We start from the raw sequence: 14,087 nt of genomic DNA, 5'->3' as shown, positions 1-14,087 counted from the left end.
TTTACTGGAAGGTTTTTATGGATAATCCTATTGTTTCATCAAAAATCGATTGGTTTTCTATCATATTAAATGGTGGACCAATTGGTATGGCAATCATGATTTTATTAATAGGTATGAGCGTATGGGCTTGGTTAGTTATAATTAGTAAAATGCGAACTTTAAATACAATGCACTATTTATCTGAAAAATTTTTAAGTAGTTTTTGGGAAGCAAAAAGCCTTTCTGAATTAAATTTAAGAGTAAAAGATATGGAATATAGCCCAGCTCGCGAGGTTTTTCGTTCTGGATTTAACGAGATGATTCGATTGCTACAAACTCGAGAAAAACGTGGCGCAACAAGCCCTATCGTTTTTGATACAGTGAAAAGAACGCTTTCAAGACAAAAAATGATTGAAGAAGCAAACCTCGCAACAAATTTAAGTATACTCGCCGTTTGCTCTTCTGCTGGCCCTTTTATTGGACTTTTTGGTACTGTTATTGGAATTATTAGAGCGTTTCACGATATCGGCTCTAGCGGAGCTTCGAGTTTAGCTGCTGTTGCTCCAGGAATCTCTGAAGCTTTAGTTGCAACAGCTTTAGGTTTGTTTGTTGCAATTCCTGCAGTTGTATTTTACAATATTTTAATAAATAGAATCAAACAACACCTTGTTTTATTAGATGGATTTTCTGCTGATTTTATTAATATTTTAGAAAGACACTACACTATAAAACCAGAAAATCATGAAAATACATAATAGGAAATTTTAAATATGTCTTTTCATCTTGACAATGAAAATTTTAGTTCAGAAAGTCAAAAAAGCTCAAGTTTAATTTTAGAAATTAATATGACTCCTTTTGTTGATGTGTGCCTTGTTTTACTTATTATTTTTATGGTTACAGCACCATTTGCAATATCTGGAGTCAATGTTAATTTACCTAAAACATCAAATACAAAACCATTATCTTTATCTTCAGACTCACTTGTACTTTCTATTAATAAAAAAGGTGAAATGTACTTAGGAAAAACTCTTGTAAAAGAAAATAATTTAGTTTACCAAATTAAAAATTCATTTAAAAACAAAGAGCAGACTTCTATATTTATTAGAGCTGATGACGGAGTCCCTTATGGAAAAGTTATGAGTGCTATGGCTGCAGCACAAAAAGCCGGTGTTGATAGAATTGGTATGGTTGGTGACAATAAACGTGATAAAAAATGATTAATAAAAATGAATTAATTAATAAAAATCATTATAAATTTCCTGATGTTGATGAAAACAATATGATTAAATACAATAAAACATATTATTCATCAAACAATCATATTTACTTTTCTAGATACTCTAATTATAGTATTTATGATAAACCTCTTAATAGCAATAAATTTATAAAAATCTCAGAAATTCCTTTAAATTTAAAAATAAAACAACCCTTAATAGACATAAAACATAGCAATTTTAAAATTCCGTTTTTATCTCCAAAGGAAGTAAAAGAAATTTATAAACCTCAATTAAATCATTTTTATATTTCTTTATCCCTTCATTGCTGCTTAATAATTTTATTTTTTATTGCCTCATACTTTATGCAACTGCAAAATAAAAAAATTGAATTTATAGAAGTAACATTTGGCATAAATGACAATAACTCTCAAACAGCTCAAAAAAGTAACTCAGATGAAATTGGTGAAACTGAGGCAACTAAAACTATTCGAGATTTACCACAGCTTACAAAAAATATTACTCCCGACACTTCTCCAAGCATAGAAGATCAAATTAAATTTAAAGACGATTCAGAAAAAGCATTATTTAAAGAACAAAAAAAACTTGTAAAATCTGAGGAAAAAAAAGAAAAAAAGGAAATTACACTTAACAACAAACCATTGGGGCCTATTCCAGAAAAAGATAAACAAAAAGTTAAATTAGAAGATTTTTTAAATAGAAAAGAAATAGACACAAGAAAAAGTAGTAGCATGAAAACTGATGGAGTTAGAAACAAAGACGAAACAAAGCCAGATGGAAAGTTAAATACACCAGATGTGGTTAATAAATCACCTTTTGCTTCTCCTTCTGATAGCCCAGCCAATCCTTTTGCAGACTCTCCTTCTGGAGTGTTAGAAGGAAAAGTAAGTAGCAAAAGTTATAATACTTATAAAGCATACATCGGAAGACAATTAAAATTAAATTGGCTAACTTCAGAAGGCACAAGCTTTCCTGCCTCTTTAAAGTCAAAAGTTGAATTTACAATTAATCAATATGGTTACCTAATTGGTAAACCTAAAATTATTTCTTCTAGTGGTAATAAAGAATTTGATACATTAGTATTAAATTCTTTAGAAAGCACTTTCCCTGTAGACGAACGCCCTCCAAAAGATATCAATCCTCCTAAAAAATTTGAGGCTTTTTATACTTCTAAAACTGTTAAATAATGAGGATATTTATGAAATTTAAATATTTTTTAAAACACTTTACTTTCTTAATTTTTTTATTAGTACTAAACTATAAACCTTTATTTGCAAAAGAAGATTTTAGTTTTTCTAATAAAACAAAATTTTTAAGAACTAATCCAAAAAAAAATCTTGAAAATAATAACTATATTAAAATTGCAAATGCTGATGATGAAGTTCCAGAAAATAAATTAGATAATACTATTGATGTTGGTGCTCCTGGCGTAAAAAAAATAAAAATAACAATACCTAACTTTTTTTTAATAGATAAATCAATTCCTATAAACAATACTGATCTAAACAAATTCACAAAAAGAATGCACAATATTCTTGCATTTACTAATTGGTTTGAATTTATTTCTCAAGAAACTCAACAAAATAATTCAAAACAAAATCTATTGCCATTTCAAGCGACAACTTGGAAATCATTAAAAACAGAATATGTAATTATAGGAAATTTCAATATTTCTTCATCACAAAATAGATTTAATTTAGAGTTAAGATTATTTGACGTTAAAACTCAAAATTTAATTATTGGTAAAAGCTATTTAAACCTTAATTTTAAATCTGTTGATGTTGCTTTAAAAAGATTTGGTGACTTACTTATTGAAGCTTTAACAGGCACTCAAGGTCCATTTATGTCGCAAATTGTCTTTGTAGGAAGAAAACATTCTGATACAAATGGACAAATATATATTTCTGACTTTGATGGAGGAAATTTAAAACAAATAACCAATAATAATTCTGTTAATTTAAGTCCAACATGGACAAAAGATGGTACAAAAATTACTTACACATCTTTTAAATCGGGTAAACCCGAAATATATTCTTACAACTTAAACACAAAACAAGAGCTTCGAGTAGTCGCTAATATGCCAAACAGCTCTGGCGCATCGTGGTCACCTGATGGCAATACAATTGCGTTCTCATCCAGCACAAACGACGGCTCTACCCATATTTTTAGTATGAACAAGTTTGGCAGTAATAAAAAAGTTTTAATTGATACAAGCGCAATTGAGGTAGAACCTTCTTTTTCTCCTGATGGTAAATTTTTAGCTTATACAAGCACAAAATTTGGTAAACCTATGATTTTTGTTAAAGATTTAGAAAACGATAGCAATACTCGGATCACTTATGCAGGTTGGTATAATGCCTCTGCAAGTTGGTCACCAGACAGCAGAACTATTGCGTTTGCAAGTTATGACCGAGATATTGATAGATGGGATTTGTTCAAGATTAACGCAAATGGCTCTAATATTGAAAGATTAACTTTAAACCAAGGTGATAACGAAAAGCCGAGTTGGTCTCCTGATGGAAGATTTATAATTTTTCAATCCGACAGAAATTCAAAAGGAACTCGCTACGGTACAAAAAAACTTTTTGTTATGACTAAAGATGGGGCTTATCAAAAGGCATTAGATATCCCACTTGCAGAAGCAAAACAGCCCTCTTGGGGACCATATATCTTGCAATTTGAAGCTGATTAAAAATTAAATTTAACTTTTTTTACTGATTTTTTGCATTGCAAAAGCTCGATGACTCTGCTTATTTTTTTCTTCTAAAGAAATGCTTGCAAAAGATAAGTTATTATTTTGCATTGGGTAAAATAATGAATCATACCCATGTCCAGCGCCCTCAACTAAATTCTGTTCTTGAGAAGAAACTTCACCCCGACAATAACCTACACTAACTCTTACAAAATTCTGATCTGAAAGTTTTGAATTAAAATCAGAAAATGGAATATTCAAAATAAAACCATCTCCAAAACAATTTTGTTCGTAGTTAATTTTTGCTAGAATTTCTTTTTCATAATGAATAGTCTTAGGATTAACAAAATCGATAGAATCTTTAATTAATAAACTAGAATTATTGGTTATAGTATTAAAATTAACTTCAAACAGAAAACAAATAAAAAATCCTTTTAATCTTTTTTCATCTTTAAAATGATAAGAATGAACAGAACTTAATATCTGATTTCTTAATTTAAATCTATTTTTCGCATCATCACGAGGTTCTCCACCAAAAGAAGCTGAGTGAACCCCAGGTAAAAAATGTAAATTTGGAACACACAAACCTGAATCATCTGCAATAATTCTATTAATATTAAGTTCTTTAGTTTTTTCTAAATTATTGTGCAAAAATGTGATTGCTGAAATAACTTTTACAAAACCATTTGCTAAAAAAATATCTGAATTTTCAATAGGATTTAATAGCTTGTCGTGATCATTAGAAAGTTTTTTTAACTCATTAATTCCTATAACTGGAACCTCAGGCTTTAAAATATTTTTAAATTCTTTTAGTTTTCCTTGATTGGATGTAAATATTAAAAATGTCATAAATAAAAAACTTTTCTAAAATTAAACAATGTTTTTTTGTCCCGACTTTTCCCAATCCTCAATAAATTGAGCCAAGCCTTTTTCGGTTAACGGATGCTTATAAAGTTGAATCAACACTTTATAGGGTATTGTTGCGACATCAGCGCCAGCAATAATAGCGTCTGTAACATGCCTTGGATTTCTTATACTTGCTGCAAGAATTTTGGTATCAACTTTATGCGATGAGTAAAGTTCTTTTATTTCAGATATAAGCCGAATACCCTCTTCGCCAATATCATCAAGCCGACCGATAAATGGTGAGATATATGTTGCCCCAGCTTTTGCAGCAAGAAGAGCTTGGCCAACACTAAAACACAACGTCACGTTGGTTTTAATTCCTTTACCAGTTAAAAACTTACATGCTTTTAAGCCTTCTTGAGTTAACGGTAACTTAATCACAATACTATTTGCAATTTTTATGAGTTCTTCTGCCTCACGAAGCATATCTTTGCAGTTTTGAGATATCACTTCTGCAGAAACAGGTCCTGGTATAATATTTATAATGTCTAACAATACCGATTTAAAATCTTTTCCAGATTTTGCAATGAGAGTTGGGTTTGTAGTGACTCCATCACATACTCCAAGCTCTGCTACTGTTTTAATTTCATCAATATCAGCCGAATCAATAAATATTTTCATAAATTCACCTTAATTAATTTAGGGTAAAAACAGGATCTGTTTGCTGAACTGTAAAGCGAGAAATTTTTCCATAAATAAAGTTTATACAAAAAATTTGAGGTGTACTAGCAACAGGAGAAACATCAGTACATGCCTCTTCTCCATTAGCTGCTTGAAACGAAAAGATTGAAGGTTTTAATGGATCAACCACTAAATTTGGATAAGTTTGGTTACCGCTTAAAGATGATGGGTTAGAAGTTAACCAACTTGAATCCCTGCCTAGCGAAGAAGTTGAGTATGAAAGCCTTGCCCAATAAGGTAAACAGACATTTCCTGGAAATTTTAACACACCAAAGTTTTTTATACCTGTATTAAAGCTTTTAAAAATATCTTTATCAGATTGAGGCGCCTTTACTTGCGAAGTTCGTGAGTACATAAAAAATGTTAATGGACCTGCGTTTTTGGTGCCAGATGCTCCATTTACCCAATTGCTTTTAATACTAGGAGTGGTCGTATTATATTGATCAATAAGCTGAATATTTGCAATATTTTTAAAATCTGAATCATCTAAAGATGTGCCTCTTGTTCCTTTAATACTGCTAATATTCGCTTTTAAAAGCTCTAAACCCGTAACTCCAAAAACTTCATTTCCATATCCAGAAGAAGACTCTGTTCCAGATTTGTCATTCGATCCATTATTTCCTCTTTTAACAACAAATAGAGAATTATCACCCAAAATAGAATACTGATTTACAAGGCTAGTTGCTGATGTGGAACTGTAACAACCAACAGCAGAACCTGTTGGCCCCGAACCATTGTTTACAGAATTAGCCCAATACGAAGACCAAAAACCTGCTTGAAACGAAAAGCTACTTACATCAATTTTTGAGCGATCAGAACCATTTAAGATATTAATACCATTAGTTGTTGAAGCATATGACATGCCATTTTGATTCCAACCTAAAGGAACAAAATATGTCGATAAATTTAAAGATTTGGAGTTCACAATATCTGCCATATCTACTGCAGCCAATGAAACAGTTCTAAAATCTGTTTGAAGACAATTCACAGCGCCACCAGAACATGTTTTTTGATTGGCTCCCGCAACTCCAGCAAAATAAGGAAGCGCATCAACTAATTCATTTTTGCCTTCCGTTACCCCAGTAGGAAATGCAATAAATAAATCATGAACTGCATCATAGGTAGGGGAAGAAAAGCCAAACTTATATTGTATGCTTGATGAATTACTTGTTAAATTAGAAATTGAATTACGCACTAGTGACTTTGGATCATTTAAACCATAAGACAAAATAAACTGCAATTCAGTAGAGGTAAAAGCACTGTTCACTTTTGCAACAAACACTCTTGCAGGTGTTTTGGCTCCAGTTATGTTATCTTCTTGAACAAAGGGAGTCATTGTTCCATAAACATAATAATTCGTATCACTACTATCAATACTTCTTCTAAAAATACCTAAATTTTTAACAGATTGTTTTGCTACGGATGAAGGCAAAACAAGTTTTAAGTTAGAAAGACTTGTTGGCAAAGAATTTGAGTAATCATAAAACCAAATTTCAGTAGATGGGTATGAAGAGTCAAAAGACAGCGCAACTAGCTTTCCATCATCACTGACAGCAAGTTCAGAACCATGGGCAGGAACAGGCATTACTGTTTGTAAAGAATGAATGCCTGAGTTGTTAACTGAATAGCTTTGAATACTGCCATTTGAATACTCACCATTTCCAGAAGTATTTAACACTAAAAAATTAGTTGAATTTAAGGCTACAATCGCTCCAGGAAAAGAAATATTATCTCCTATTTCTGGTGCAAGAGGTCTTTTAGCACAAAAACATAAAAACGATGTCAAAAACAAACAAAAAGACGTAATTAATTTTTTCATATCATTCACAATCACTCAATTTCGTCACTAGATTCTATATGCGTTACAGGGGTGTCATCAAATTCACTAGGCATCGAGACAGATACAATTTTTTCATCATCAAGAATTCGCATTAAACAAACCCCTTGAGTGACTCTTCCCATAACACGTAAAGAATCAATTGAAATTCTAAGAACTCGTCCTGTATTTGTTGTCAGCATAATATCTGTGCCAGCAGCAACAGACATCATACTAATCACTTTGCCATTTCTTTCGCTTATTTTTATGGTTTTAACACCCTTAGCTCCACGACTTGTCTTTCTATATTCATCTAGTTTGCTTCTTTTTCCATAACCATTTTCAGTCACAACCAACAAGCTTTCTTGAGCACGGCTGGCTTCTAATGGCTGATTTTTTACAACCTCAGCAGTAACAACATAGTCTTTTTCTTCTTCATCAAGAGTAATTCCCTTAACGCCTTTTGCCGTTCTGCCCATGCAACGCACATCTTCTTCATCAAAACGAATTGCTTTACCATTAGCAGTTGCAATGATGATTTCATCTTTTCCAGAAGTTATTTTAACAGAAACTAATGTGTCTCCATCTTCAAGAGTCACAGCTCTTAAACCACCAGAACGAATGTTGGCAAAAGAAGTCAAATCAGTTTTCTTTATAGTACCTTGCTTAGTCACCATAAGTATTTGATTGTTTTCTATAAACTCTTTTACTGGCAACATTGCTGTAATCTGCTCGTTGCTAGACATTGTTAAAATTTGATTCAGAGACTTTCCTCTGGCAGTAGCTGAAGCTTCTGGTAATTCGTATACTTTAAAGCTATAAACTTTACCTAAATTCGAAAACATCAAAACATAATCATGCGTATGGGCATGGAAAGTAAATCTCACTACATCATTTTCTTTTAATGCGGCACCAGTTTTGCCTTTACCAGCTCTATTTTGAGTTTTAAATTCGTCTAAATTTACTCTTTTAATATAACCAGTACTAGAAAAAGTAACAAAAACATCTGCTGGAGGAATTAAACTTGCAATATCAACTTCTCCTGCATCGACAACGATTTCTGTTCTTCTTTTGTCGCCATGGGTATTTTTTAACTGAATAAATTCTTCTTTAACTATTGCTCGAACTCTTTCAGGCTTTTGTAAGATATCTTTTAAATCATTTATTATTAAAACAGTTTGATTATGCTCTGCGAGTATTTTGTCACGCTCTAATCCTGTTAATTGTGCTAAGCGCATATCTAAAATAGCGCTTACTTGTTTTTCTGAAAGTGAATATGCTGAAACAAGTTTTTCTTTAGCATCATCACGACTTTCGGCACCACGAATCACTGCAACAACTTTATCTATGTTATCAACTGCTATTTTTAAACCTTCAAGAATATGCAAACGGTCTTCAGCTTTGCGTAGTCGATACGTTGTGCGACGAGTCACGACTTCGAGTCGGTGATCAAGAAAATATCCCAAAGATTCTCTTAGGTTAAGTAATCTTGGAACACCTCTGACTATGCAAACCATGTTTACGCCAAATGTATCTTGGAGTCTTGTCCGCTTATACAAGTGGTTTAATATCACTTCTGCGTTGTCACCTTTTTTAACTTCGATAACAACCCGAATACCTTCTTTATTACTCTCATCTCTAATGTCAGATATTCCAGAAATTTCTTCTTCTTTTACAAGTTCCGCAATTTTTTCTATCCAAGTTAACTTATTAACCTGAAAAGGAAGTTCAGTCACAACAATTTGCTCTCGGCCTCCTTTTATTGTCTCAACAAAAGCTTTGCCACGTACAACTATACTTCCGCGGCCAGTACGATAAGCGTCTTGAATACCTTTTAAACCACATATCATCCCATAAGTTGGAAAATCTGGGCCTTTAACAAAATGCATTAATTGATCGACTGTAACTTTATCTTTTTCGAGCAAATACAGAAGTGCATCCAAAACTTCAGTTAAATTATGTGGAGGAATATTTGTTGCCATTCCAACCGCTATACCACTTTGACCATTAATCAAAAGCTGTGGAAGAACAGTTGGTAGGACTAAGGGTTGCATTTCGCTGTTATCATAGTTTGGCCCAAAATCGACAGTATCTTCTTCGATAGTATCCATTAGAGATTCAGAAATTTTTGCTAAACGAATTTCTGTATAACGCATTGCAGCAGCAGAATCGCCATCAATAGAACCAAAGTTCCCCTGACCATCAATTAATGGATAACGCATCGAAAAATCTTGCGCTAAACGAACCAATGCACCATAAACTGCGCTATCACCATGTGGATGGTATTTACCCAGCACATCACCTACAATACGAGCAGATTTTTTAAAAGGTTTGTTAAATAAGTTATTTTGTTCATACATTGCATACAAAATACGCCTATGAACAGGTTTCATACCATCACGAACATCTGGTAATGCACGACTTATAATTACGCTCATGGCATAATCGAGGTATGCATTTTTCATTTCATCATTAATATTAGCAGAAATAACACCTAGTTTTTCTTGTGACATAATATTTTTTCCAAACTTTTGTTACTATAATTAAGCATCGAGATTTCTTACATTTAATGCATTAGATTCAATAAACTCTTTTCTTGGAGGCACATCATCGCCCATAAGCATTGAGAAAATATCATCTGCAGCCATTGCATCTTCAATAGTCACTTGAAGAAATTGTCTCGTAGAAGGTTGCATTGTAGTTTCCCACAATTGTTCTGCGTTCATTTCTCCTAAACCTTTATAACGCTGAATATAAGCACCACTTCTTCCCTCTGCTAATAAAAACTCTCTCAATTCTATCCAAGAACCTAAAACTTTTGTTTTTTTATCGTGAGAATATTTTAATGGTAAAGAAAACACAGTCTCTAACTGATTAGAAAGCTTTTTGAGTTCTTCAAATTCTGGTGAACTGACAAAATCAAAATCAAGCTTAAAGTGATATGGCTTACCTGATAATTGAATATCAAAAGAGGCATAGTACCTATTATGTTCATTATCAAAATCAACTTTAGTGAAAACATGACCATATTTTAAAATATGCATTTTAAAAATATCTACAAATTTTTCAAAATCAGATTTATTATAAAAAATATCTGGAGTTAAAGATAATTGGCCTGAAAGATAATTAATAACAACTAAGCTTCTTCTACGAGCCAAAATATTTGTAATTCTATTTCTTCTTTCTACGCAAGAAAGCATATTTTTTACAACAGATAACTCAATAGTGCTACCATTTGCATCTGAAATTGATGCTTCTTGCATAGATGTTTCTACCAAAAATTTTTCTAGTGCAGACTCATCTTTTAAGTAATGCTCTACTTTATTCTTTTTGTAACGGTACAATGGAGGTTGAGCAATATATAAATGCCCTCTTTTTATAATTTCCTTCATTTGTCTATAAAAGAACGTTAAAAATAAGGTTCTAATATGAGCACCGTCAACATCCGCATCCGTCATAATTACTATTTTATGGTAACGAAGTTTAGAAATATCGACATCATCGTCATGCCGCCCAATTCCTGTTCCTAGAGCTTGAACTAACAATCGAATTTCTTGGTTGGAGAGCATTTTATCAGTAGTTGCTTTTTCTACGTTGAGTATCTTTCCTTTTAATGGCAAAACTGCTTGCGTTTTTCTGTCTCGCCCCTGTTTTGCAGAACCTCCCGCAGAATCTCCCTCAACAATAAATAATTCACAATTTGCAGGATCTCTGTCTTGGCAATCTGCAATTTTTCCTGGAAGTCCTCCCAAATCAAGAGCACTTTTTCTGCGAGTTAGCTCTTTGGCTTTGCGCGCAGCGATTCTCGCCCGAGCAGCATCTACTATTTTAGATATAATTTTCTTAGCGACATCTGGATTTTCATGAAAATAATCACTTAATTTTTCGTTTAACGAACTTTCAACAAGAGTTCTAATTCTTGAATTTGCTAATTTATTTTTAGTTTGACCTTCAAATTGAGGATCACGCAACTTAACATGGACAACGCCAGTTAAACCTTCGCGAATATCATCAGGAGACAAACCTTCTTTTAAATTTTGAACAGCTTTATCATTTGATGCAAGTTGATTAATAACACGGGTTAAAGCTCCTCTTAAACCTGTTAAGTGAGTTCCTCCTTCAGCTGTATTAATATTATTTGCGTATGAATAAACACTTTCAGAATAACTATCATTCCATTGCAAAGCAATTTCAATGACCGTTTCTTCTTTTTCAAAAAACATATAAATAGGTTTGTTATGAATGACAACTTTACTTCGATTTAAATATTCAACAAAGCTAATTAAACCGCCATCATATTTAAACTCTTGAGATTTATCATTAACTTCATCAACAAGATTAATGCAAATGCCTTTGTTTAAAAAGGCCAATTCTCGCAATCGAGCACTCAAATAATCAAAACTAAATTCGGTTGTTTCTTGAAAAATAGTTGGATCTGGTTTGAACGTTGTTGATGTACCGTGGCCAGAAGTATCACCAATCTTTCTTACATCATATTGTGGTATTCCGCATTTGTATTCTTGCTCAAAAACACCACCATTTTTCTTAACTTCAACTCTGCAAAAAGTAGATAAAGCATTCACGACAGAAGCGCCAACACCATGTAATCCACCTGATGTTTTATAAACTTCATTATCAAACTTACCGCCTGCATGAAGAACAGTCATAACAACTTCAAGAGCACTTTTACCCGAAGGGTGTTTACCAACAGGAATACCTCTAGCGTTGTCAGAAATTGTTACACTACCATCTAAATGTAAAACAATATCAATTTTTGAACCATGACCAGCTAAATATTCATCAATGGAATTATCAACAACTTCATAAATTAAATGATGAAGACCAACAGAACCTGTATTTCCAATATACATTCCAGGTCTTTTTCTAACAGCTTCTAATCCCTCTAAAACTGTAATATTTGAAGAACCATATTCATCATCAGCTTTTTCAAAATTCTCAGAAGTACACACAAAAAAATTGAGTTTATTAAACATAGCTCTTTTCTTTAATCTAAAATTAAAAAATAAATGAAATTAAAACCTGGCTGGTACAAGCAGGTAAAACACATCTAGCCCTATTTCGTTTTCGCCTGTTATTTTAACAGGTCGTGTCGTATTTTCCCAAGCAAACTGTACCCTAGAACCAGTCAAAACTCCTAAAATACCCATAATCAAAGAACCATTATAATTGACTTCAAAAGGAGACTGTACAGAAATATTAAGTTCTATAACCTCTTCGCCCTCTTTTTGACCAGGGGTACAACTTGCCATAGTAAGCAAAGAATTTTCAAACAAAAGTTTCATGACTTTGTTTTTATCTGCAAACAATAAGGAACGCCTTACGCTATCTTGGATTGCTTTTAAATCCAACTGAACTTCTGTGTTAATTTTTTGAGGAATAGCTGATTCATATGGAGGATATTGGCCTGCAATACACTTCGCAAGCATTGTGTATTCATCTGCTTCAACAGAGAAAAAAAGCTCTTTTTCATGCCATTTAAGACAAAATTCTTTTTCTGGTGCAGCAGAAGAGACTCTTTTTAACTCTTCTAAAGCTTTTCTTGGAATCAAAATACGACTTGTATCAAGGCTCTCTATTTTTATTCCTTCGCTTAATGTGGACTTGGCTAAGCGTAACGCGTCACTTGCAACAGCATTAAGAGTTGGTTTGTTATTTGTGGCTTGTTCAGCCCAAATTAAGGCTCCATTTGCATAAAATCGATTGTCATCAACAGAAACAAAATCTTTAAAGCTGGAAACCCAGTTTTCAATGTGATTACCTTTAATTGTTATCATTGTTCCAGGATCAGGAATGTCAATGCGACTTTGAGATTGATCGTGTATGAGCTGGATTTTAGCTGAGCTTCTTCCGCATTTTAAACTAATACGAGTTGGAAACTCTGTTTTCAAAATAACCTTGTTTGAGGGTAGTTGCTTTACATAATCAGAAAGCTGTTTTCCTGAAACTTTTATAATTCCTTGTCCAGAATAAGATGCTGCAATTTCACATTTAATGGCTAGATTATGACTAATCGAAGATATGACGACTTGTTTTCCATCTATGAAAGAATAATTGTACCCAACCAATGTCTGGGTCAATTTGTGCTGCGCTTACAGAGAGTAAAGCGCTTGCTAGTTTATCTCTTTCAAATTCTGCAAAAATATCGCAGTGAGTATTTTGGACGTCGGATGAAAAAAAACATTTGCTCTTTTTAAACATATGTCCACCTTTAAAAAAATTTACCTATGCAACTGTCTGCTTAACCTATTGTCTAATGCACTTCAAGCAAGAGTTTGGAAGCACCTTCTTCTTATACACTATAAAATTTAAAAATCTTTATTTTGTTAGTAGTAGTAGGTGAAGCGGTTTTATGTGGATAACTTGTCTCGCGGTAAATTTAACTTTATGTTATTAAAGAATAACTTTGTCTAAAAACAGGGTTTTTTTATGTGGATAAGTATGTGGATAACATGTGGATAACCCCAAAATCGTGTGGATAAGTCACCGTCTTTTTTTTAGGCAAAAAGTTATCCACATACTTATCCACACGTTATCCACATACTTATCCACATAGTCTCAATCCAATTTTTTTGACTTTGTGGTTATGTGAATATGTGGATAACTTTGCATTTTGATGTGGATAACTTTTTTTTAAAATCTTGAAAATCGTTCTAAAATATGGAAAAAAATGACTTGTTGAGGGTGACCAATGTCTATGTGGATAACGTGTGGATAAGTCTGTTAAGAACTCGTAATGAATTAAAAAATGGGGTAGCTT

11 protein-coding genes are annotated in these 14,087 nt (G+C 32.7%); 4 read left to right on the top strand and 7 right to left on the bottom strand.

The genetic code is table 11. The features are described 5' to 3' along the window. The first annotated feature begins 17 nt into the window (after positions 1-17). The 4 genes from Spiro2_RS00055 to Spiro2_RS00040 are packed head-to-tail and all read left to right on the top strand — an operon-like array spanning position 18 to position 3,906. A complete protein-coding gene (locus tag Spiro2_RS00055; protein ID WP_338636252.1) occupies positions 18-734 on the top strand; it encodes a MotA/TolQ/ExbB proton channel family protein in 717 nt (238 codons plus the stop codon). A gap of 15 nt (positions 735-749) precedes the next feature. After that, positions 750-1,196 (top strand): ExbD/TolR family protein, encoded by a 447-nt coding sequence (locus Spiro2_RS00050; protein WP_338636250.1) that lies wholly within the window; start codon positions 750-752, stop codon positions 1,194-1,196. Continuing rightward, positions 1,193-2,401: a TonB C-terminal domain-containing protein gene (locus Spiro2_RS00045; protein WP_338636249.1), complete on the top strand. Its 1,209-nt coding sequence runs from the start codon at positions 1,193-1,195 to the stop codon at positions 2,399-2,401. Before Spiro2_RS00050 ends, Spiro2_RS00045 begins: the two co-directional genes overlap by 4 nt. A gap of 11 nt (positions 2,402-2,412) precedes the next feature. Then, the gene (locus Spiro2_RS00040) at positions 2,413-3,906 is read left to right on the top strand and encodes a hypothetical protein (RefSeq protein ID WP_338636247.1); all 1,494 of its coding nucleotides are present in this window, start codon (positions 2,413-2,415) and stop codon (positions 3,904-3,906) included. Between the two features lie 9 nt (positions 3,907-3,915). Here the strand turns inward: Spiro2_RS00040 and Spiro2_RS00035 are convergent, their stop codons facing one another. From Spiro2_RS00035 to Spiro2_RS00005, 7 genes are read right to left on the bottom strand one after another with little or no spacing between them, the layout of a single operon-like run. Beyond that, positions 3,916-4,755: a non-canonical purine NTP pyrophosphatase gene (locus tag Spiro2_RS00035; RefSeq protein WP_338636246.1), complete on the bottom strand. Its 840-nt coding sequence runs from the start codon at positions 4,753-4,755 to the stop codon at positions 3,916-3,918. Positions 4,756-4,776: 21 nt separating this feature from the next. Continuing rightward, positions 4,777-5,433: a fructose-6-phosphate aldolase gene (gene fsa, locus Spiro2_RS00030; protein ID WP_338636245.1), complete on the bottom strand. Its 657-nt coding sequence runs from the start codon at positions 5,431-5,433 to the stop codon at positions 4,777-4,779. A gap of 13 nt (positions 5,434-5,446) precedes the next feature. Continuing rightward, complete coding sequence (locus Spiro2_RS00025) at positions 5,447-7,312, bottom strand: hypothetical protein (protein WP_338636244.1); 1,866 nt, start codon at positions 7,310-7,312, stop codon at positions 5,447-5,449. Positions 7,313-7,323: 11 nt separating this feature from the next. Then, positions 7,324-9,822 (bottom strand): DNA gyrase subunit A, encoded by a 2,499-nt coding sequence (gene gyrA / locus Spiro2_RS00020; RefSeq protein WP_338636243.1) that lies wholly within the window; start codon positions 9,820-9,822, stop codon positions 7,324-7,326. Positions 9,823-9,852: 30 nt separating this feature from the next. Next, positions 9,853-12,303 (bottom strand): DNA topoisomerase (ATP-hydrolyzing) subunit B, encoded by a 2,451-nt coding sequence (gyrB, locus tag Spiro2_RS00015; protein WP_338636242.1) that lies wholly within the window; start codon positions 12,301-12,303, stop codon positions 9,853-9,855. A 39-nt stretch (positions 12,304-12,342) separates the two neighbouring features. After that, positions 12,343-13,407 carry a DNA polymerase III subunit beta gene (locus Spiro2_RS00010; protein WP_338636241.1) on the bottom strand — a complete coding sequence of 355 codons (1,065 nt, stop codon included), beginning with the start codon at positions 13,405-13,407 and terminating at the stop codon, positions 12,343-12,345. Further along, entirely contained in the window at positions 13,337-13,528 is a 192-nt protein-coding gene (locus Spiro2_RS00005) for a hypothetical protein (RefSeq protein WP_338636240.1), read from the bottom strand. The genes Spiro2_RS00010 and Spiro2_RS00005 overlap by 71 nt, the downstream gene beginning before the upstream one ends. Between the last annotated feature and the right edge of the window lie 559 nt (positions 13,529-14,087).

The sequence above is a fragment of the Spirobacillus cienkowskii genome, assembly GCF_037081835.1.
Taxonomy (GTDB): Bacteria; Bdellovibrionota_B; Oligoflexia; order Silvanigrellales; family Silvanigrellaceae; genus Silvanigrella; species Silvanigrella cienkowskii.
This window is presented reverse-complemented; position numbering and strand designations above follow the sequence as displayed.